The sequence below is a fragment of the Thermocladium sp. ECH_B genome, from assembly GCA_001516585.1.
In the GTDB taxonomy this organism is placed as follows: Archaea; Thermoproteota; Thermoprotei; order Thermoproteales; family Thermocladiaceae; genus Thermocladium.
Map to the genome: position 1 here is coordinate 16,459 of LOBW01000008.1, position 21,334 is coordinate 37,792.

The following is a 21,334-nucleotide window of genomic DNA, read 5'->3' on the forward strand; positions in this document are numbered from 1 at the left end:
GGTAATTGGCTTCCTGGTCAATTCCTTGGGAACGGGGGGTGAGGGGCCGACTCCACAATGCCAGGGGAATGAGTAGCGCCCGTAAAAGGGGCGTGACTCCACAAGGCCTCGAGGAACCCCCACCCTTTAGGGCGGGGAGGAGGTCAGTGGGGACTACACCTTAATCAATACATAATTTATGCCTAGCCACGCAACGAATAATGCTAATAGGAATAATTCGCTCATATCCATGAAGATCTCGATGCCCAACATTGTTCCCAGGCTAAATAGGAGAGATGAAAGCACGAACTTTAAGTGCGGCAGCCTTATCTTGGCTATCTGATCCTTTAATGCAATGGTGAGTGCCACCACGCTTCCCCCAGCTATCAATGTTCCGGAAAGCGCGGNGNAGTAACTTTTAGGTATTAATGCAACAATGACTAGGGCGGCTTCAAATGCTTCGGTAGCCGATACAGCGAAGACCACGCCCACTCCCTCTTTCTTCTCCTCCCCGGTCTTCCGAATGCCCTTGNAATATCTTCGACTGCTCCTAAGCAGCCTATAACCGAAGTAGAAGTATTACTGCGGAAACCCCCAGGACGTATTGCAATGGCAGCAGCACTATGTACTTGCCCACAATAAATGTTGGAACAAGCACGGCTGCAACGCCAGCAATGGAGTAAAGAGTTGGTCTCCAGCCCTTATAGNCCGCTTGATAAATGGCAGTAACGGCCCCCGCCTCGGATAACTCCAAGGCTTATCCCCAATGCAGCTAGGAAAATACCTACATCCATTAGCGAGCCAGCATCACTTAACTTTTTAATTATTATTCCTCCTAACCCTTACTTAAATAAGCATTAAGGGTTCCCCCTCATGGGATGAGCGGTTCACTAGATCCATTTTGTTGATGCATGATGAGCTGCTCAATCCACTTATCCAGAATGAAAACAACTAGAACATCAACATATGGATGCGGTCCAGATAAGTTGTTTATTAGCTAGGTGATAATTATAAATAAATTTTAAACTCGTGCCTCGCTTTTAATTCATGAGGATCAAGATTGTTGATGTGTTCTTTGAGGCGGTTCACTATACGGGGTTCAACGATAAGTATAATTACTTACATGGACACACATATAGATTAGAAGTGGAATATAGGGATAGCCTTGGGTCCCTTGATTATTTATTGGATTTTGAGGAATTGAACTCAATAGTGACGCAGATCGCTTCTCAATGGAACTATAAATTACTCGTTCCGGAGACCGATGTTGATAAGATCAAGATAACGGGGCCATTCAAGACGGAGATGAAGGTCGTTAAGGGCAAGTATGCCACGGCTGAAGTAATGTGCGTCCAGATCCTAGGCGAGATAAGGGAGAAATTAGGTAATCGAAGCGGCGAGTTATCATTAACAATATGGGAGGGCCCCAGGTACTCGGCTAGCTGCAGCGAGCATGATAAATAATGGTTCTGCGTATCTTGCTCATGCCGTGAGATAATATAAACCCCACCCCCCTGAATTATTAATTGCGAGATTATGGATGCATTCAGCGATGTTGAGGTCATCAGGATACCCGTGGTGAAGCATAGTAAGGAGGATGGCATAAGAATGCTTAGTGAGGAGGCATTTCGCAAGGCGCTGCATCCAGCGAGGATAAATATATTGAGGCTAGTGAACTTTGGCGTCACTAGGCCCATAGATATGATGAGGAAATTAAAGATGCCTAAATCCACGCTTTTTCATCACCTATCCGTTTTATTGGAGTCTGGTTGGCTTAGGGATGGTAAGGGGGAATACGAGCTTGCCGCCGGCATCTACTTGGTTTATCAAGTTAGAAAGGAGAATGGGGATCTATTGATAAGGGTCATCAATAATATGGGTGCATTCGTGGATTATAAGACAGGTTTCATAGTGGTTACGGGGAAGGAGCCAACCATAAACTGCGTTAGGTGTCCCTTCATAACTCAATGCACCGAGACGTTGAAGTCGCTTGAAAGGAGGTTCGACACGGTAATAACATCGCGAACACCGGCTGAGGCTTATGTGGAGCTACTTAGTAATTGGATGAATGGTAGGCTAGTTAAGGTGCTTAGCGATGGATTCCTAGACATAAAGGGGGGTAAACACGCATGATTTTGGTGGAAAAGAAACGAGAACCGGATCTTAATGGAATCTTTCCTTAACTAGCTTCACTACCTCGAGAGGCGTCTTAGCGACAGGCACACCGGCATTCTTAAGTGCCTCCACTTTCCCAGCATAGGTACCCATACCCATTGATACTATTGCGCCGGCGTGTCCCATCCTTTTACCGGGGGGCGCCGTTCGTCCAGCAATGAATCCAACCACTGGCTTCGTTATTTTTCCCTCCATTATCGCCTTCGCCAGCCTCTCCTCGGCATCGCCGCCGATTTCCCCGACGGCCACTATTAACTTGGTTTCCTCGTCTTTCTCAAACATCATGGCGGTCTCAACGGCATCTATGCCGGTTATTGGGTCTCCCCCAACCCCCACCACGGTGCTTTGTCCAAGGCCTGCCTGGGATAGAAGATACGATAATTCATATGTTAAGGTGCCGCTCCTGGAGATCATGCCTATCGGGCCCTTCCTATTATAAATGCTGTTGGGAAGTATGCCTACCTTGCTTACGGTGGGGCTTATCACGCCAGGGCAATTAGGCCCAACAATTGTTGTTCCCCTATACTTAGCATAGTTCACGAATAGTAGCGCGTCGTGGATAGGTATGTGCTCTGTTATCACGACGACTAACCCTAACCCGGCATCTATTGCCTCAAATGCGGCATCCGCCGCGAACCTGGCTGGTACGAAGATTATTGAGGTATTAGCGCCTGTTTTAGCGACTGCTTCCTCCACGGAATCAAATACAGGCACTCCAGCAACTGTTTGTCCTCCCTTACCCGGCGTGTCTCCCCCAACTACCTTTGTCCCATATTGAAGCATGTATTGGGTATGCCGTGACCCCTCGCTTCCAGTTATGCCTTGCACTATTACCTTGGTATTAGAGTTGACCAGTATCATTACCTACCACCCCTCACTGCCTTAATTAAGTCCTGCACAGCATCCTCAGCCGTATCATATATTTTAATATTTAGTGGGGCAAGGATCTTCCGCCCCTCCTCCTCATTGGTGCCCTTTAACCTAATGAATATCGGCTTAGATACGCCGATCTCCTTTATCGCCTCGATGACTCCATAGGCTACCTCGTCACCCCTTGTTATTCCCCCAAATATATTCATTAAAATAGCCTTTATCCTGGCATCCTTCAGCAGGAGAGTCAACGCGGACTTAACGATATCCCTGCTTGCCCCTCCTCCTATATCAAGGAAATCCGCTGGCTCACCCCCATNCTCCTTAACCAGATCCATTGTAGCCATGGTGAGGCCGGCTCCATTTCCTATTATACCGATATCCCCCGGTAACTCAACGTAATGGAACCCGGCTGCCCTAGCCTCCAATTCCTCCCTAGTTAAATCACCCTCCTCCTCGACGTTTATGTCGTTATGCCTAAATAAGGCGTTATCATCAACCATTATCTTAACATCAATAGCTATGAATCGTCCATCCTCGGTTAAAGCCAGTGGATTTATCTCCACAAGCTCTGCATCGTAATCCATCATTACCCTATACATTGCATATACAACAGCCGCAAATGACTTGGCTTGGGGCCCGCTTATGCCCATGAATTTCGTCAAATCGTTAACTAGGTAATCCCGTAACCCAGCGAATGGGTGGAAGCCGCCCCTAAATATTTTTTCGGGATGCTCCTTAGCTACCTCCTCTATATCTATGCCGCCCTCGGGAGATGCTAATATTAAGTATCGCTCATTGGTTCTATCAACGGTCATCGATATATAGTACTCCTTCTTTATTGGGGAGCCTTCCTCCAGTAGGACCTTCTTTATGGGGAAGTCTTGGATCACGCGTCCAAGGTATTCCTTGGATATTGCCTTAGCCTCATCAATATTATTCGCCTTCTTGACGAGCCCCATTTTAGCCCTTCCAGCAAATGGTACTTGCGCCTTAACGAAGACGGGGTACTTAAGCCCGGCATCGACTTGATCGGGGGAACTGATGACGATGCCTCGAGGCTTCTCAACCCCATATTTATACAGCAAATCTTTACCCTTATACTCCAGTAACCTCATGCAGTGATGCAAATTACTTGAGTAAAAAAATTTTACCGCCATGAAATGGCAACTCCGCCTTCATATATAGGTTAATGATCGCTCCGTGCGGCGTTCCCCTCCCAGCCCTAAAAGGATGGGGTTTATTGCGTCCCCCTCATTTATTGCTTTGCCTTCGGAGGAATGGCATGAAGAAGGACTGGAATATTAGGGATTCCCCCTATTTTCTATGGATGGAGTCCCTCATTTAAATAATTGAATGTAATTGAGCTATCCCCATCATGGTTAACGAGAGGTCTGATTTATATGTATAGGCTCCTCACCCTTTATACGTGAACGGTAGGGACCTAGCGCTACGGTTATTGGTGGAGCTTGCTAAGTATCATAGAATACAGGGAAGCAGTGGACTTGAGGATGCAGCTGAATTCATCAAGGATCAACTAGATGAGTTGGGGATACCAAATGAAATCATTAATTATTATTATAATAGGGAGTATGATAAGTTTAAGGCCCCTATTGGTTGGGATCTCGAGTATGGCGAGCTTGAATGGAATGGAAAAAGAATAACAACGAATGATTCGCCACTACTGGTAACGGCCTATAGCCCACCCGGCGAGGCCCGTGGAGTGGCGGTTTATGTTGGGGATGGCGAGGATCCCATGGTTAATGTAGATGGAAAGATAGTAATAGCGAGGGGCAATCCATTCACAGTTTATAGGAACGCGGTTAAGTCGGGCGCCGTGGGCCTCCTTCTCTATAGGGAGGACGCTCCAAGCGAGGCATTCCCGTATATGGGCCTATTCCTTAAGGAGAACGAGAATGGCATCCCGGTCATGTCTATACCAAGGGAAATCGTGGGCAAATTAACCGGCAATATCGTTTCAATGNCTGTTCAGAGCCGTTATAGGTTAAATGCAAAGATGCCCGTAATAGTGGCCGGCGATGATGATGCAAGCATCGGCGTGATAAGCCATTATTGCCATCCATATGAGACATATAATGATAATCTAAGCGGCACGGTAGCCAATATACTGGTTGCCAGACAAGCTAAGGCGCTTCACGTATTCGTGCCGGAGTACTGGGGATCATATGCATTCATGTTGGAGAAAGGCAGCAAGTTAAGGCAGGAAGCATTTGTTAACCTAGATATGGTTGGCGAAAATCAGAGCATCACTGGATCTACCCTAATACAGATAAATCCGCCTAACTTCATGGGGACTCCGCTAGAGGCATTAATATATAGATCCCTCAGGTCAATATTCACCGTTAATACGTTCAATAACTCCAATAAGGTATGGGGCATTCGGATGGATATATCTAATTATGAAGCCGGAAGTGATCACGATGTATTACTCTCATTCAAGATACCAACCGTAATGCTTAATCAATGGCCCGATAAATTCTACCACTCAAGTCTAGATACGCTTGATAAGGTAAGCCTAGAGATGCTGACGGGCATTGCATCAGCAGTGGCTAAGAGCATTAATGAGTATAAGGAACCAAACAGCGACTTGATCAGCAATTACATCGAGTTAAAGAATGCCCGTAGACGAATAGATGGCACGGCCCAGCAACCCCACAATCCCCCGGGCGAGAGCTTACGGAAACTATTCAAGGGCCCCATAATAGACCACCAATTGCTTTCAAATACTTGGGTAATGGATATATTGGATGAGAGTTTCAATAAATCTCTCTTCCTATCGCTAATACCGATAACTATGGAGTACGCAAGCGATACCGGTTCCCTAATAACCATGATAATGAATGAGTACCCCAATGCAAATAAGGAATTAATAATGAGATACCTCACCACGCTTGAGGAGCTAGGAATGATAAAGCTAGGCAATTAATTTTTGGCGCCGGGGCCGGGATTTGAACCCGGGCCCCCTCTCGGGGACGGGATGACTTGCTGCTGGGTCTCGAGTCCCGCGCCTTGGGCCGCTCGGCCACCCCGGCTTTGATAGGATTCATGAATAGTGGTTTTTAATTTTATTCGTAGATACTGCGTGTCCAATTAATGGTAACGCTGTTTAATCCCTAAGCTAGCGATTATTGCGGCTCACTATGGCAATATCAGTCTTTGGGTTAATTAGGGCCATCGCTTCTGCCGGCAATATATGAACCAATTATGATCCCCCATAGTAGCGCTGGATATACAATCATTCGCTCCATTCCCCCAGGTCCCAGTCCCAAGTATTTGCCCTCTATATATAGCGCTAACGCGACTAGGGTAGTGATCCCGAGGAGTATGGAAATGATGTTCATGGGCGTCCTCTGTAATTTATATGATGATATTGCGGCCAATCCCCCAAAGAGGAATACTATTAATGCTGAAATGGAGTGGAGGCTTCCTGTGTATTCTGGGAATATGCCGACCATTACTGCACCTATGCCGGAAATAGTGAAAAATATGGGGAATAACTTGAATGCCTTCGATTTAAGTAGCAACATGGATGCCGCTATTATTAATATGCCGAGTATCACCATCGATGTATTGAATATGATTGACGAGGGTTGAACTATCGTGCATGAACCTGCTCTACACATTGCGCCCAAGTCACTTATGTAATTGTTTGAGACGCTATAACCTGGGAACAAGAACTCCGCCACATTCATTGCTAGAATAAATCCAACCGCCCCCACCAATATTATTATGCCGGATACTTTATAGAGATTCATACGAATTCCTATAATACATAATAAATAACGCTATTATTTATAAAAATCAATAATAGAGTGCAATGCATTATGCTATTCGCTCAAATTGATGTGTATTGCGCTTTTCCATAAAGGGACTATGCGAGATGCCTTTGGGGCTGGATCTAGCCCTATAGGAAGGACGAGACCCCTCGCCCGCCGCATGACTCTTTGTGGAAAAGGTTATTTAGGTCGCCACTCCATGCGGGCTTACATGCTGAGTAAAGTCGCAGCGGAATTACGGGGACGTATAGCAGTGACGGGAGAGGCTTGGTTACCCCTAAGCATTAGTGCAACTTATGTAACTAGCGATTTCGATACCGCGGTAGTTCGTTACCTAAATGAGTTTGAATCCATTGGAAGCGACTTAGTTATAGCGGTTAATTATCTACTGCCGTTTAGGCAGGGAGCATTTGATGAATTGATTGCACATGCTGCATTTAATGATGTTAGATACATATCTCGAGAAGTGAGCGAGGCACTCAACGCCGCGCGGGAATTAATAATAATAGGCATACAGAGCGATAGGGGCTGGGTCTCCACTCCGCTATTCAATAGTAGTCTCGTCGTAATTAAGAATAAAATAATGGCAATAGCAGATGAATTCAGAGCCAAGGTGATTAATTCGGATGAGTATTTCATAGTGAGAATAACATCGCCAATATATAGAAATGGTTAGGCTTGCTGCGGAATTCACAGGTAGCTACGCCAATGAATTTAATTAACTTAACGGGGATTAAAGAGCTGAAAGTCATCTTACGCCAGGGCGCGATCCACAACCCAATCCGCGCGGGGCGGTTCCGCTCGATGAATCCGCTGCGGGCCGAGGGGAATCGGCTCTCCGAGAGGGGATCCGCGCCACGAGGCGAGGAAGGGTATAATGAGGGATGATGTTTTGCTCCGCCCATGATGGAAGCCCTAGGCTTGATGAAGTTATTAGGGAATTCGGTTAAAGATATGTGTTGTATGATGAGAGGAGCAATGGCATTGAGGTGAGGAATGGAGTGATTTATATTAAATTCGCTCTATCCCAACTCGGTAACAATGAAGTACCTAAGAGAAATTGTATATTGAGAGGTTTACCATTGAGTGACTACCGGATCGTTCCTTAGGGCTGAATCGATATCCCTAAAAATTAAAAACATGTAGTTGCAAGCATTAATGGTTTATGAGTTGGTCTTTATTGGAGGAAATAAGGCGGAGACCGGACTCGGTTAAGAGAATGCTTCAATCCAGGGGCTATGATGCCTCGCTAGTTGACGAGTTTGCCTCATTGGATCAAGAATGGAAGAAAATCAAGGCGGAGGTAGATGAATTGAGGCATAGACATAACGTTATGACGAGGGAAGTAAGCAAGGCATCTCCAGACAAGAGAGGCGAATTAATAAATAATGCAAAACAATTGCTTGAGGAAATAAGGAGAAAAGAGAATGAGCTTAATGCTATTGAGGATAAAAGAAACTCATTGCTTATGCGATTGCCTAATTTGATTCATGAATCGGTGTATGAGGCATGTAAGGGCGGCGGCGAATCGACTCCAATAACGTATCATGGTCGTCCAAAGGTATGGCGGGATATAGTGAATCAATTCCAGTCGCAGTACGTGGGTGTGGATTATGAAGTAATAGATTGGAAGCCGGTGGGTCACGCTGATTTGCTTGAGAATATTCTAAGGCTTGGAGACACTCAGAAGGCGGGTGAAGTTGCTGGAAGCAGGTTTTATTATATATTTAATGATATAGTATGGTTGGACTTCGCATTAATAATGTATGCATTAGACTTCTTGTCTCGGAAGGGTTTTCAATTAGTGGTTCCACCCTACATGCTGAAGCATGAAGTGATAAGCTCAGTGATAGACTTGGAGGCCTTTAAGGACTCCATTTATAAGATAGAGAACGAGGACCTCTACCTAATAGGGACAGCGGAGCACCCAATAGCGGCTTATCTCCGCGATAGGGAATTACTGGAGAGCGATTTACCTATACTGATGGCGGGCTTCTCCCCAGCATTCAGGAGAGAGGCGGGCGCGGTTAATAGGGATCTGAAGGGGATATTCAGGGTGCATCAGTTCCATAAGGTCGAGCAGTTCGTATTCTCCCTCCCCGAGGATAGCTGGAAGTGGCATGAGTCTCTCCTAAGCAATGCCAAGGAGATATGGGAGGGCTTGGAAATACCGTTCAGGGTAGTGCTGGTGTGCCCCAGCGACATGGGGAGGGCCGCGGCTAAGCAGTACGACTTAGAGGCATGGATGCCGGCCCAAGGAACATATAGGGAAATGGTTTCCTGCAGCAACGTCCTTGATTGGCAATCCGTTAAGCTTAGGATAAGGGTATTGAGGAAAGGAATGAATAGGGAATACGTTCACACATTAAATAGTACGGCTATAGCCAGCACTAGAACAATAACGGCTATACTGGAGAATAATCAGCAGCCCGACGGCACAATAATAATACCGAGAGTGCTTAGAAAGTACTTAGAGCCATTCCAAGCAGCTCCAAAGGACGTCATTCATCCTAGGGGCAAGTAATTAGACTGAATCATCACACAAGAGGACTAGAATAGCTCCTTCTAGGGAGGCGGGGCATCAGTGTACTGCAGTGCTATAGGGCTATGTTAATCCATTTATTATTGCCCTAATGGCGTATTTAGGCATCCTCATCGAAATGAACTTAATGACGCCTCCATACCAAGTATTGCCGCTTATCAACTTGATAAGGAGTTCCTTAACGTCACTGCTTGCGTATCCAGTGGTGCCTAGGAACCTACTGAAGAATTGCGTATCTAATCCATACACGAAAAGCGATAATGCGTTGGCTAATCTATTATTGCTCAGTAAATTGCTTACTAATCGCCTATAAATCACCGGTTCCTCTCCACGCTTAAGTGACGCGTAGGCAGCATATGCCGCAGCTATTCCAGTGTACATGGATTGATAAATTCCCTCTCCCGTTGTTGGATCGGCCACTCCAAGCGCGTCCCCAGCGAACATTGTTCTCCCAATTACAGGCTCTATATTGGTAAATGGTATTAAGTGGCCAAGCACTTTACCACTCTTAAGGCCCCATCTGGTCGCATACTCATCTAGCCGTGAACCATATCTCTGCTTAATTATTGATCCTAACCCAATATCATAGTATCCATTCGATTGAGGAAATATCCAGGCATATCCATACTTAACAGCGGTAAAGTCCAGTAGGCAAGGCAAGTCGCTGGGACCCTTAGCTATGCTCATGACTGCAGCGGCGCTCTTCTCATTGATTAAGCCAAGTGATGCAGCAACCCTGGAGGGCGCTCCATCGGCCGCTATAACCATGCTGGACATATACGTCTCTCCGCTCCGCGTAATTATCTCCACGTGATTCTTATGATTGATGGCCTTAATCACCTCCTTGTTCTCGTACTCAGCCCCCATACTTGCTTCATCGAAAAGCCTCTTATCGAATTCCTCCCTCTTCGTCACGCTTATTAATGGAATTCTTGATCGCAGCATAAAGGTTCCTGCGTAATTAGCTACATATACATCCCTACACTCACTTAGCACTAGGTCATCCATATCGACCTTAAGCCACTTAAGCAGACTCCTCGATTTCGGGGTTAATCCTCCTCCACATGGCTTTACCCTGGGGTGTTGCGCCTTATCTAAAATCAATACTTTTAAGCCGAGCCGTGAAGCCGTTATGGCGGCCGCAGATCCCGCTGGCCCGCTTCCAACCACTATCAGATCGTACTTGCCGCTCATTTGGCCCTCCTCATTGTGAGTATCATTATTATGGCTCCAATGGTTGAGTATATGAATGCCATGTAATAGCCAAGGATGAATAGTATTATCGATGTCATTATGAAGATCACCGTTAGCGCCTTCTCCATTAATAGTCCATTAACTCGCATGGCTGCTTTACTGCCCTTCGGCGTGTATATCCATTCAAGATCCTTAAACATGGCTTCTATGTAGTGGTATATTATGGCGAAGGATATGGAGAAGCCCATTATGCTCATTGTGGTTAGGCTAAATATCATCGTCATTATTCCATAATTCATTTTTCTGGCTATGGCAAGCATCAGCGTGAGGAACCCGAGGAGGAGAATTATATTGATTCCCTCCAGCGCCAAGACGTAGAATGGAGGAAGAATTACCCCGAATATCGATAATATTATTGAGATGAAGATTGATAATCCGCCTAGGGATAAGAGCGGGTACTTAGTTAACCATAGCAATATATCTATCTTATCAATGATTGGCATATCGCTCTTAATTATGCGCCTAAAGTATCTCCTCAGTATTATGGAGTCATTGGAGGACCACCGTATGTTTTGTGCCTTTAGAGCCATGTATGTGCTCGTGACTTCACTGATGGCAGTGACTTCCCTCATCACTGCAACTCGACCCCCGCTCATTTTAACCTTGAGCGAGAGATCCATATCATCCGCAGTACAGTGGCAGATCCCTCCAACCCTCATCAGTGTTTCCCTCCTTATCACGAAGTTGGTGCCCATTATCATTGAGAATCCCCACTTCTGCCTGCTGAGGAATCTGCCCAGGATTATTATCTCATTGAATATATCGTAAACCACCTTTATGGCCTTGCTGGTGGCTGTGGGTATGGCTGGTCGCCCCCTATAGACTGCCCCCACCATATCGTATCCAGCCTCCATGTAACTCACGGCGTACATTAGGTAATTAGGCGGGACCTCAGTATCTGCGTCAAGCACCATTATTAATTCGCCCTTTGAGAATTGAATAGCATAATTAATCGCGCCTCCCTTATAGCCTATGGGTGATTTCCTATTTATTGCAGTCATCCTAACCCCATATAGCTTTGAGTACTTCATGGTGATGGCTTCTATGGAGGAAAACGCCTCTTCATCATCATCGCTCACCACTATGGCTTCAAACTTATCCCTGGGATAACTTAGGCTAGCCACATTCTTTAGGACTTTCTCAATGACATCCATGGCCTCATTCTTGACCGGGATAATGATCGATACGAATGGTCTTGTCCTCGGCGGGTAATGAATGCCGCTTTTCCTCGGGTCCTTGAATAGATAGAGACCGGAGTGCAGTATGGCAATTACTTGGATGGCGGATAATGCGAGGAAGATGGAGTATATCACGTACATTATCAATAATAGCGGTATGGCATAACTTGCAGGATGACTGACTGTGACTCCAATGGGTGAACTATTATTGATATAGCTGCTTATGTTCTGCAAACTGGTCTTCTCTACATCCATGTAATGATTAAATTGGTATAATATCATTGTCATGTTATAGCCAACCTTATCCACCAATTCATCGAGGCCACTTGTTATGTTGGCGGGCATTATATATTATGCCTAACAATACCGAGTTAAATAGTTTTATACAGTGGCCTAATCATTTTTCTCGATTTTTGCATCATTAATTCAAAGAACTAGTGGGCCCGGAGGGACTTGAACCCCCGACCAACAGGTCTGGAGCCTGCCGCTCTGAACCTTGCTGAGCTACGGGCCCTCTGGTTCCGCCTAGTTGTTGTCTTTTTATTTTTTACCTTAACAACAACCATCGATTTCCCCGTTCTCTAATTTATCTTAGAATTAGGTGCGTTGGGCTCTGTTTAGAGGTTCATGGAGGGATGAATATCGGCCCTTGAGAGAGGGATGGGAACACTTAGTATACTCAGCACTAATATTTATTAACGATTATATTTATTACACTTAATATGAGAACCACAATATCCATAATAAAGGCAGACATAGGGGGGCTCCCTGGACACGCTTGGGTTCATCCAAAGATACTCGAGTATGCAGCGGATAGATTGGCTTCTGAGGTTAGGAATGGATCAATAATTGATTACTTCGTGTTTAATGTAGGGGATGATATGAGCCTATTAATGACCCACAACAAGGGACCCAACAATGCATCTATTCATGAAATAGCTTGGAACATATTTAGAGACGCCACGGAATCAATAGCAAAGAAGGTGAGGCTATACGGCGCTGGCCAAGACCTCCTTAAAGATTCATTCTCCGGAAACATTAGGGGAATGGGGCCTCAAGTCGCCGAAATGGAGTTCGAGGAACGAGGCAGCGAGCCAATAATAGTGGTCGCCGCCGATAAGACTGAGCCAGGCGCCTTTAATTTACCGTTCTATAAAATGTTTGCCGATCCATTTAATACCGCTGGATTAGTTATTGATCCAGCCATGGCGGAGGGATTCATATTTGAGGTAATAGACGTCAAGGAGGCCCAAGTATTCTTGTTAAGGATGCCGGAGGACATGTATAGGTTACTTGGATTGATTGGAACACCGGGCAGGTATATAGTTAGGAGAGTTTACAGGAAGCGGGATTTAGTGCAGGGAGCTGTGGCCAGTGTTGAGAGGCTCAACCTGATAGCCGGCAAATATGTTGGTAAGGATGATCCGGTGGCAATAATAAGGGCTCAACATGGCTTACCGGCGGTCGGCGAGATTCTAGAGGCATTCGCGTATCCCCACTTAGTGGAGGGATGGATGAGGGGAAGCCACGTGGGTCCACTCACTCCCTCCAAATTCGCCCAATTCATGCTGGATAAGAAGATGGCTCTAGGACCAAAGATGACTAGGTTCGATGGCCCACCAAAGGTCGGTGCATTAGGCTTCCAATTGCATGATGGATACCTAGAGGGCCCGGTCGATTTATTCGATGATCCCGTATTCGATTACTCGCGGCAATTAGCGGCGACCGTCACGGACTATATAAGGAGAATGGGTCCAATAATGCCTCACAGATTGCCGCCTGAGGAAATGGAGTACACAACCATTTCACAAGTACTAAAGGAGGTTAAGTCGCTTCCACTGGATGAATACGAGAAAGATAGGGAAGGCGCATTAAAATCATTGACCTCTAAGTGAATATTAATCGTTAATTCCTAACTCAGAAAAACTGAGTGTAACCGTTCTCCTCTTCTTTGAAGCTATTAATAATAGAGTTAAAGTCATTCGGTGANCCCCCTAAGTTTATATAATTAATGGAGCGACGGATAATACATGAGGTTTCCAATTCTCGTGATAAACATGAAGGCCTATCCCGAAATAATAGGTCAAGGCTCGGTTCAATTAGCTAAAGTGGCCGAAGACGTATCCAAAGAGCTGGGGGTATCCATAGCCGTTGCTCCGCCGCTCACTGAGTTGAGGAGGGTAGTTGAGGCCGTGTCAATAGATGTATTCGCACAATCCGCCGATCCGGTACGGCCGGGAGCAGCCACAGGCTACACGCCTCTTGAAATGATTAAGGAAACGGGGGCCCGNGGCGTTATTCTTAATCATAGTGAGCATAGATTATTATTGAATGACTTGACATGGNTGATAGGTAGGGCAAAGGAACTCGGCCTGGAGCAATTAGTGTGCGCCCCGGATCCAGAATCAAGTGCCGCGGTTGCCGCCTTATCGCCCACAGCCGTGGCTGTTGAGCCTCCGGAATTAATAGGTACAGGCAAGGCGGTCAGCAAGGAGAAGCCTGGAGTAATCACTAGGACCGTTGAATTAGTGTCTAGGATAAATCCCGGCATCAATGTTATCACCGGTGCAGGCATAGAATCCGGCAGTGATGTTGAGGCCGCCCTAAGGTTGGGAACCAAGGGAGTTCTAGTGGCTAGTGCAATAGTTAGGGCTAAGAATTGGCGGGAGAAGGTGCTTGAATTAGCTCGTCCACTGCAATTGGCCTCATTCCCGCCTTAAAAGACGAGGTTTGCCGCCCTTATTACTATTAGTTTCTATTGTTTTAATATATTATTATATTTGTCCCTTAACGTCTTCTTATCGACTTTGCCTGTGCTGGTTAACGGCAATTCATCCAGTATAACTACCTTATCCGGGAGCCACCACTTAGGTATGACGCCCTTAATTACATATTGCTCTAAGTGATGTATGATATCCTCCTCCTTTAATTGCTGGCCCTTCTTTGGCACCACTAATGCAATTGGTCTCTCGCCCCACTTATCATGTGAAACGCCTATCACTGCCACTGCTGCAACGCTTGTGTGGGTGGATATTAAGTCCTCTAGCCTAAGGCTGCTTATCCATTCGCCGCCCGATTTGACCACATCTTTCATTCTATCAACTATTTTAACGTAGCCATCCTCGAACTTAACTGCTGCATCGCCTGTATGGAACCATCCATTACGCCATGCATTCTTGGTCTTCTCTGGATCACCCATATATTCCTTGAATAACCATGGTGAACGCACGGCTATTTCCCCAATGGTCTTGCCATCGGGAGGAACATCTCTATCGTACTCATCCACCACCCTCAAGTCAACTAATGCAACGGGGAGGCCTGTTCTGAGCATTATATTCTTCTTCTCTTCATCGCTTAGATTCATGTGCTCAGGTCGCAGGTGGGCAATTGTGAGTATGGGAGCCGTCTCCGTTAATCCGTAGCCGCTTATGACGATCATTCCCCTAGCATTAGAGGCATCCAGTAATCCCTTGGGTAGAGCGGCGCCTCCTATTATCATTTTGACTCCATGCAAGTCATACTTGCTTGAGTCCGGGTGAGAAAGCAGTGCGTATAGTATGGTAGGTACGCCGGCTGTGAATGTTACCTTCTCTTCATTTATTAATCGGAGCATGTGGCCCCACTCAAATTTTCCTGGATAGATCATCTTTACCCCAGCCAATGGAAGGGAGTATGGCATTCCCCATGCGTGTACATGATACATGGGGACGAGAGGCATAGCGGTGTCCGTGTTTCGTAATTCTATTGGTGGCTGAACCACTGCGCCTATGGTGGCTAAGGAATGAAGCACCAGTCCCCTATGTGTATGTATGCCTCCCTTGGGTAATCCCGTGGTTCCCGACGTGAATAGCATAGTTGCTGGGGTTCTTTCATCTAGTTCTGGAAAACTTGCTTCCCCTTGCCGATTGGTTTCATCATAGTAATTAAGCATCTTGGCTCCGAGACCGTTATTGGGCACCTTGTTTTCATCGCTCATATATATCACTGCCTTTATCGATTTCACGTTTTCCATTATTGGCTTTAGGAGGGGGGAGAAATCATCTATATTTATGAATAGTAGTTCAGGTTTTGCGGCGTTCATTGTGTATATTATCTCTTGTGGAGCTAGACGTACGTTAACTGTAAAAAGAGTGGCTCCAACGGATGGCACGGCATAATATAATTCACCATACCTGAGGGAATTCCAATCCAGCACAGCAACCCTGGTGCCGGGTTCACCGGGCTTACCTGCCTTAACCCCCAGCTCCAGCAATAGCGATGCAACTTTCCTGACCCTACTATTGAACTCCCTATTTGTCAATGACACGCGTTTACCATTATATGGCCAATATACAATCTCTCTATTGGGATATGATGATGTAGCATAGTTTAATATTTTGTCTATTGTTAGTTGATAGTCATAGTAACTCATGAATCTACTAGGTATAGCACGCTAATAAATGTTACTGCTCTACACTACATATAGGTAATATTTTTAATCTAGCCAGTATCAAATCTCAGCGAGAAATATGGTATTTCCATTTGATGGACTGGGCGACTATCAATTAATCTTCAAGGCCGAGCACGAAATGTTCAGGAAAGCCGTGCGGGAATTCGTAGAGAAGGAGATAAAGCCCTTGGCGCCGCAAATAGATGAGACAGATGAAGTTCCGAAGCCCCTCCTCGAGAAAATGGCTCAACAAGGATTCTTTGGACTACACCTATCAGAGGAGTATGGCGGGCAGGGCGGAGACACGATAATGACTGTGATACTGAGCGAGGAAATAGCGAGAGTATCGCCAGCGGTTACCGTGGTCATGGGAACCAATGACTTATTCTCAATACCATTATTGATCTATGGAAACGAGGAACAGAAAAAGAAATACTTGCCCCCGCTCGCCAAAGGCGAGAAGTTCGGCGCCTTCGCGGCCACCGAGCCATGCTGTGGCAGCGATGTTGCCGGCTTCCAAACAAAGGCCGAGAAGAAGGGCAATAAGTGGGTCATAAATGGTAGAAAAATATTCATCAGCAATGCTGATCTAGCGGATTACTTAATAGTATTCGCCAGAACCAGTCCCCCACCTGATAGGAAGAGGAGATGGATGGGACTCACCGCATTCATAGTGGAGAAAAACACCCCCGGCTTAAGTCTTGGAATGAAGGTACATAAAATGGGCCTAAGGGGGAGCCATACGTGGGAAGTAATTCTAGATAATGTGGAGGTGCCGGACGAGAATAGGGTCGGCATGGAGGGCATGGGATTCCTAATAGCGATGGAAACATTTGACAGAACTAGGATAGGCGTTGCAGCTCAGGGACTCGGCATGGCTCAAGCCGCTTATGAGGCTGCATTTACATATGTTCACCAAAGAAAGGCGTTTGAGTTGCCCTTAGCATCATTTGAGGCCGTTGAGTTCTCCCTGGTAAACATGTTAAGTGAATTAATGGCTGCCCGCTACTTAACGTACTTAGCTGCTTACCTAGCTGATCAAAATAGGCCAGAATTCACCTTCGCCGCTTCGCTGGCTAAATTCTACGCCACTGAGGTGGCTGAGAAGATAATATCCGATGCAATAAATCTACATGGTGGAGTCGGCATAACCACTGAGGTTGGGCTTGAGAAGCTTGCAAGGGATGCCAAGATAACTCAAATATATGAGGGCGCCAATAATATTCAGCGCTTAGTGGCTTATAGGCAATTAGTTAGAATACTCAGGAATAAGGGCATACTTGGCGGCGAATCTGGAGGAGAAATGTAATTGGAGAAAGGAATAACGCTAATTTTCCCTTGCCTAGGCTTTGTCTAATTTATTTGAGGGATTATTCCTATGGTTGGGTTGGACTGACCTCCTCCCCGCCTTTAGGGCGAGGGTTCCCCGAGGTCTTGGGGGTTACGCCCCTTTCACGGGCGCTACTCGATTATGATCCACGATAAAAGAGAGGGGCTTCTTTATTGCTGAGATCGTTATGCCGGTGGCCTTCTTCAAGATATTTAATGCGCCGTTCAAGTCGGAATGAAGCTTGTGCCCTTTAGGGCAATTAACTACTCCCCTCGGCCCCCTCACAACCCTAACGCCATGATAAGCACAGATACGTGAAGTATTATACTCAATGACCTCAAACACACGAATACCGTATTCTTGAGCCTTCAACTCAATGACCTCCATGAGTCTACGATAAGACCACAAATTCACGGTGAACTTATTGCCCTTATCCTGAGCAATGTTGAAGGAGTAACCCAAGTAGATGGTTGATACGCCTCGCTCATGAAGCATCTTGAGCAAATGGGAGGCGAAGTTCCTATACAAATGAAGTAGTCTCTTGGTTAGTTTCTTGAAAAGCCTCCTCCCCTCCCTATTAAGCTCATCATACGCCTCATACTCCTCAATATTCTTCATCTTGTCTGACAAGGACTGTGCCTCAGCTATCCTCTTCCCGAAATAGAAGTAATCCTCCTTCGCCCTAACCCCCTTATAGAGCAACCACGTACCATCATCGATCACTACGCTCGCCAAGACATTGATGCCTAGATCTATTGAAGCCATTTTGCTCCCCTTAGGCGATTTAACTTGAATGCTCTTCCTTTCGCCGCAAAGGATATGCTTGCTCCTCCTTCCCTTCTTCGTTTTCTCAACTCCAACCTCCACTGGAATGGAGGCATACCAAGCATTCCTAACCTCATCGTAGTAGATCTCTAGTCTGCCTTGTTTCCCGTGCCACCTCAACCTACCCGTGAATCTAATTTCCATCTTGAAGTACTTGAGGATTAGCTTATGATTTTTCTCATCCACCACATAATTATCCTCCCTCACGACTAGCATTAGCTTCCTCCCTCCAGTCTCCCCATCCTTCCAATAACTTGGCGGTGAAACGCGGTTCATGTGGGGCGGTAGTTTCTCCTCCCTCCTCAGTTTTAGGAGGGAGAAGAATGATGACCAAGCCTCATTATTCTTATTAAGCACTTGTTGTGCATTGGCGCTGCCCAACTCACCCCTATACTTCCCATAATACTCATCATACGTCCCCTTTAGGTCCACTTTTCCTCCATGGAAGAATTGTTGCCTCCTCTCGTAGTTAATCTCATTAAATAATTTGGCGGAGGTGTCGGCTAGCCTCCTCAGCTTTCTTTCTTGAAACCCATTTGGTAGGAGGCGAATCACAATGGTTCTCTTATTGTGTTTAATTTCTTTGGTGTCCTCTCCCGGTATTGCGGGGGGAATCGGCCTCCGCTCCTCATTCCCAAGAAATTGACCAGGAGAGGGCACCAAGAAGAGACGCTTTTTCCAGTATTTAAACCTACCCCATCAAAAGAGGGCGGGGATTTTAATCTTTGCCAAACTATTAAACATAAGGAAGTCATCCCCGCCCTAAAGGGCGAGGCTTTCCGCTTTCTGTAAACTACCTCGCTCGTACGGGTGGGGTCTCTGGTGTAAGAAGATGAAAGTATGGGGATAAGCGGTTAGAGCGTGGATTCATACATGCTGAATATTATGTAGAACACTAAGCTGGCGAGGGGGACGTAGAATACTGTTAATAAGAAGAGTAAGCCGGCGGTATTTATTGGCACTGGGCCAATGGCTATATTGCCCAGTATAGAGAATGACATCGATAATACAGTTAGGAGTAGTGGGAATAACATTACGGCCAATGTGTAAACCTCGAAGAGTATACCTAAGTCGCTGGCCACCCTATTCAGCCTAGTTAATTTATCTGTGAGCATTGAGTTGCTTTTCTCCAGTATTAGTTCGCCTATCTTTGATGTCAACATGCTTCCCTCTATTAGGATATTCATGGGATCCCTATACGCGTGGGACGGTACCCTCTCAACGCTTCGCCGAAGGGCGGTCACCGGATCTATTCCATTACTCATATCCTTAAGAATTAATCCCAATTCCCTTTTTATCACTGGGTCCTCCTCATTATCATATGCATGCTTAATCGCATCACTTATCGAGGTCCCGGCGGACAAGAGCGGAGATAATTGGAGAAGAGTGTACACGAATCTATTATCGAAATGGCTTCTCCGCACCGATACTAGGTAAATGGGGTAAAATGATGAAAACCCCAGTGCAAGTAATGAAACCAATAATAGGGCTTCCCCCGTGAATGAGATTAATCCCTCCCCCAGCGCTATTCCAATAAAGATTGACACGGCGCCAATCATTGCAGTCAACTCCATTACGCTCACGAAGACGGAGAGTCCACGCTTATCATATGCATAACCCGTCCTGGCGTGATTCCTCTCTATAATGCTAATAAATGGGTCCCTCACGGTAATCCACCCGTCTCCACTATCCTCAGAGTGCCTTCTGGATTAAGATAATAATTCTTAATTATTTGGAAGACAGACTTATAATCGCTGAGTCCATGCTTAGCCATTTCCCGCAATAAGTCGCTTCGCCGCCTTAATTCGTCATACTCATCCTTAGCCACAACGCCGCTCCTATCAAGGCTTAACTTATTATTAGTCAATACATCAACGAAGACAGGTCTATCCGTGTAATCAAGGAACTCCTTGATCTCCCACACCCTCCTCACTATGCCGGCCCCGCTCCTCACTCTCTTCACAGAGACGTAGAGGTGAGCCATGCTGAGCAACGCGAGGGGGACATCCATTGGCTTAGTGACTAGTCTCTTCACGGCTCCATCGGCATTATCGGCGTGAATCGTGGTTAATCCATGATGACCGCTCGCGAATGCCTGGAACAAGACATACGCCTCCTCACCCCTAACCTCGCCCACTATTAGGTAATCAGGCCTCATCCTCATGGCTATCTTGAGGAGATCCATCATGTCTATCTCCTCCTCTTCCTCGCCGTGGCCCGGCCGCACGAGGAGGGGCAGCCACTGCTCATGGAGCAGCCTCAATTCCCTCGTGTCCTCAATAGTTATTATCCTGGCATCCGGCCTCAGGAGAAATAGGAGCGCATTTAGTAGAGTGGTTTTCCCGGCCCCTGTTGGCCCAACAATGATTATGTTGCGCTCCTTATCCAGCGCCATCCATAGGTAAGCCAAGGCATCCGGGTCACTTGTCTCCAGGCTAATCAAATCAATCACGGTGTACGGGACTCCACGGAACTTCCTGATAGTGAATGCATTGCCGTTGGCGGCCACTCCCCTCAGCACAACCTCGACCCTAGCCCCCTCCGGCAGTAACCCCTCAAGTATTGGGTTAGCCGTGTTTACTTGCCTCTTAACTATGTTGGATATCCTCGCTATTAGTGAATTCACCTCATCCTCGGTCAGAACTATGTTGGTTCTCATGCCTTCATACCTTATATGCCATATGAATACCCTCCCATCACTCCCATTAACATGGATGTCCTCAACATAGGGATCCCGCATTATTGGGTCAAGCTTGCCGTATCCCTTCATATCCCTCCTGAAGAAATATAGAAGCTTCCTAATGGTATCCTGCCCAGCCCGTGCCCGTGTTAGGAATTGCATGAATGCCTTCTCCGAGTCCTCCAGCTTGGATTCAAGCACATACTCCCTAGCCCTAGCCAGTAACTTCTCCTCATCCGGGGATAACGCCGGCTCAAGAACGTCGTACCTCATGA

General features: G+C 46.3%; 17 protein-coding genes, 2 tRNA genes and 1 pseudogene. 8 read left to right on the forward strand and 12 right to left on the reverse strand.

The genetic code is table 11. The features are described 5' to 3' along the window. Window positions 1-153: 153 nt before the first annotated feature. Window positions 154-773, reverse strand: a pseudogene (locus AT710_01900) (hypothetical protein). Between the two features lie 253 nt (window positions 774-1,026). Between AT710_01900 and AT710_01905 the strand changes: the two are divergent. Together AT710_01905 and AT710_01910 are read left to right on the forward strand one after the other, a co-directional pair. Continuing rightward, window positions 1,027-1,443 (forward strand): hypothetical protein, encoded by a 417-nt coding sequence (locus AT710_01905; GenBank protein KUO92851.1) that lies wholly within the window; start codon window positions 1,027-1,029, stop codon window positions 1,441-1,443. A 72-nt stretch (window positions 1,444-1,515) separates the two neighbouring features. Continuing rightward, window positions 1,516-2,112: a hypothetical protein gene (locus AT710_01910; protein ID KUO92852.1), complete on the forward strand. Its 597-nt coding sequence runs from the start codon at window positions 1,516-1,518 to the stop codon at window positions 2,110-2,112. 30 nt (window positions 2,113-2,142) lie between these two features. Here the strand turns inward: AT710_01910 and AT710_01915 are convergent, their stop codons facing one another. Together AT710_01915 and AT710_01920 are read right to left on the reverse strand one after the other, a co-directional pair. Further along, the gene (locus AT710_01915; protein ID KUO92853.1) at window positions 2,143-3,015 is read right to left on the reverse strand and encodes a hypothetical protein; all 873 of its coding nucleotides are present in this window, start codon (window positions 3,013-3,015) and stop codon (window positions 2,143-2,145) included. After that, entirely contained in the window at window positions 3,015-4,142 is a 1,128-nt protein-coding gene (locus tag AT710_01920) for a succinyl-CoA synthetase subunit beta (protein ID KUO92854.1), read from the reverse strand. Before AT710_01920 ends, AT710_01915 begins: the two co-directional genes overlap by 1 nt. 311 nt (window positions 4,143-4,453) lie before the next feature. Here AT710_01920 and AT710_01925 point away from each other — a divergent pair, with 311 nt between their 5' ends. Then, complete coding sequence (locus AT710_01925) at window positions 4,454-5,971, forward strand: hypothetical protein (GenBank protein KUO92855.1); 1,518 nt, start codon at window positions 4,454-4,456, stop codon at window positions 5,969-5,971. A 4-nt stretch (window positions 5,972-5,975) separates the two neighbouring features. On the opposite strand, the gene AT710_01930 is transcribed toward AT710_01925, so the two are convergent. Together AT710_01930 and AT710_01935 are read right to left on the reverse strand one after the other, a co-directional pair. Beyond that, a tRNA-Ser gene (locus AT710_01930) sits at window positions 5,976-6,077 on the reverse strand. Between the two features lie 129 nt (window positions 6,078-6,206). Then, window positions 6,207-6,800: a hypothetical protein gene (locus AT710_01935; protein ID KUO92856.1), complete on the reverse strand. Its 594-nt coding sequence runs from the start codon at window positions 6,798-6,800 to the stop codon at window positions 6,207-6,209. A gap of 232 nt (window positions 6,801-7,032) precedes the next feature. On the opposite strand from AT710_01935, the gene AT710_01940 reads away from it, so the two are divergent. Both AT710_01940 and AT710_01945 read left to right on the forward strand, forming a co-directional pair. After that, window positions 7,033-7,497 carry a hypothetical protein gene (locus tag AT710_01940; GenBank protein ID KUO92857.1) on the forward strand — a complete coding sequence of 155 codons (465 nt, stop codon included), beginning with the start codon at window positions 7,033-7,035 and terminating at the stop codon, window positions 7,495-7,497. 489 nt (window positions 7,498-7,986) lie between these two features. Continuing rightward, window positions 7,987-9,345, forward strand: coding sequence for a serine--tRNA ligase (locus AT710_01945; protein KUO92858.1), 1,359 nt, complete (start codon window positions 7,987-7,989; stop codon window positions 9,343-9,345). Window positions 9,346-9,426: 81 nt separating this feature from the next. Here the strand turns inward: AT710_01945 and AT710_01950 are convergent, their stop codons facing one another. The 3 genes from AT710_01950 to AT710_01960 form a co-directional block, all read right to left on the reverse strand. Continuing rightward, the gene (locus tag AT710_01950; GenBank protein ID KUO92859.1) at window positions 9,427-10,557 is read right to left on the reverse strand and encodes a hypothetical protein; all 1,131 of its coding nucleotides are present in this window, start codon (window positions 10,555-10,557) and stop codon (window positions 9,427-9,429) included. Next, window positions 10,554-12,140 (reverse strand): hypothetical protein, encoded by a 1,587-nt coding sequence (locus AT710_01955; protein ID KUO92860.1) that lies wholly within the window; start codon window positions 12,138-12,140, stop codon window positions 10,554-10,556. Before AT710_01955 ends, AT710_01950 begins: the two co-directional genes overlap by 4 nt. Before the next feature lie 93 nt (window positions 12,141-12,233). Then, a tRNA-Trp gene (locus tag AT710_01960) sits at window positions 12,234-12,309 on the reverse strand. 208 nt (window positions 12,310-12,517) lie between these two features. On the opposite strand from AT710_01960, the gene AT710_01965 reads away from it, so the two are divergent. Together AT710_01965 and AT710_01970 are read left to right on the forward strand one after the other, a co-directional pair. Then, window positions 12,518-13,690: a fructose 1,6-bisphosphatase gene (locus AT710_01965; protein ID KUO92861.1), complete on the forward strand. Its 1,173-nt coding sequence runs from the start codon at window positions 12,518-12,520 to the stop codon at window positions 13,688-13,690. 135 nt (window positions 13,691-13,825) lie between these two features. Then, a complete protein-coding gene (locus AT710_01970; GenBank protein ID KUO92862.1) occupies window positions 13,826-14,515 on the forward strand; it encodes a triose-phosphate isomerase in 690 nt (229 codons plus the stop codon). A 35-nt stretch (window positions 14,516-14,550) separates the two neighbouring features. Here AT710_01970 and AT710_01975 read toward each other — a convergent pair whose 3' ends face one another. Continuing rightward, window positions 14,551-16,206, reverse strand: coding sequence for an AMP-dependent synthetase (locus AT710_01975; protein KUO92863.1), 1,656 nt, complete (start codon window positions 16,204-16,206; stop codon window positions 14,551-14,553). A 97-nt stretch (window positions 16,207-16,303) separates the two neighbouring features. On the opposite strand from AT710_01975, the gene AT710_01980 reads away from it, so the two are divergent. After that, complete coding sequence (locus AT710_01980; protein KUO92864.1) at window positions 16,304-17,533, forward strand: acyl-CoA dehydrogenase; 1,230 nt, start codon at window positions 16,304-16,306, stop codon at window positions 17,531-17,533. Between the two features lie 132 nt (window positions 17,534-17,665). Here the strand turns inward: AT710_01980 and AT710_01985 are convergent, their stop codons facing one another. From AT710_01985 to AT710_01995, 3 genes are all read right to left on the reverse strand, one after another. Continuing rightward, on the reverse strand, window positions 17,666-19,039 hold the full coding sequence (locus tag AT710_01985) for a transposase (protein KUO92865.1): 1,374 nt from the start codon (window positions 19,037-19,039) through the stop codon (window positions 17,666-17,668). 194 nt (window positions 19,040-19,233) lie between these two features. Then, a complete protein-coding gene (locus AT710_01990; GenBank protein KUO92866.1) occupies window positions 19,234-20,046 on the reverse strand; it encodes a hypothetical protein in 813 nt (270 codons plus the stop codon). After that, window positions 20,043-21,332 carry a hypothetical protein gene (locus AT710_01995; protein KUO92867.1) on the reverse strand — a complete coding sequence of 430 codons (1,290 nt, stop codon included), beginning with the start codon at window positions 21,330-21,332 and terminating at the stop codon, window positions 20,043-20,045. The genes AT710_01990 and AT710_01995 overlap by 4 nt, the downstream gene beginning before the upstream one ends. Window positions 21,333-21,334: the final 2 nt, after the last annotated feature.

Bases quoted from the DNA above. Each gene is read 5' to 3' on its own strand.
- AT710_01905 (KUO92851.1), top strand. From the start codon at position 1,027: ATGAGGATCAAGATTGTTGATGTGTTCTTTGAGGCGGTTCACTATACG.
- AT710_01910 (KUO92852.1), top strand. From the start codon at position 1,516: ATGGATGCATTCAGCGATGTTGAGGTCATCAGGATACCCGTGGTGAAG.
- AT710_01915 (KUO92853.1), bottom strand. From the start codon at position 3,015: ATGATACTGGTCAACTCTAATACCAAGGTAATAGTGCAAGGCATAACT.
- AT710_01935 (KUO92856.1), bottom strand. From the start codon at position 6,800: ATGAATCTCTATAAAGTATCCGGCATAATAATATTGGTGGGGGCGGTT.
- AT710_01940 (KUO92857.1), top strand. From the start codon at position 7,033: ATGCTGAGTAAAGTCGCAGCGGAATTACGGGGACGTATAGCAGTGACG.
- AT710_01945 (KUO92858.1), top strand. From the start codon at position 7,987: ATGAGTTGGTCTTTATTGGAGGAAATAAGGCGGAGACCGGACTCGGTT.
- AT710_01950 (KUO92859.1), bottom strand. From the start codon at position 10,557: ATGAGCGGCAAGTACGATCTGATAGTGGTTGGAAGCGGGCCAGCGGGA.
- AT710_01955 (KUO92860.1), bottom strand. From the start codon at position 12,140: ATGCCCGCCAACATAACAAGTGGCCTCGATGAATTGGTGGATAAGGTT.
- AT710_01965 (KUO92861.1), top strand. From the start codon at position 12,518: ATGAGAACCACAATATCCATAATAAAGGCAGACATAGGGGGGCTCCCT.
- AT710_01975 (KUO92863.1), bottom strand. From the start codon at position 16,206: ATGAGTTACTATGACTATCAACTAACAATAGACAAAATATTAAACTAT.
- AT710_01980 (KUO92864.1), top strand. From the start codon at position 16,304: ATGGTATTTCCATTTGATGGACTGGGCGACTATCAATTAATCTTCAAG.
- AT710_01995 (KUO92867.1), bottom strand. From the start codon at position 21,332: ATGAGGTACGACGTTCTTGAGCCGGCGTTATCCCCGGATGAGGAGAAG.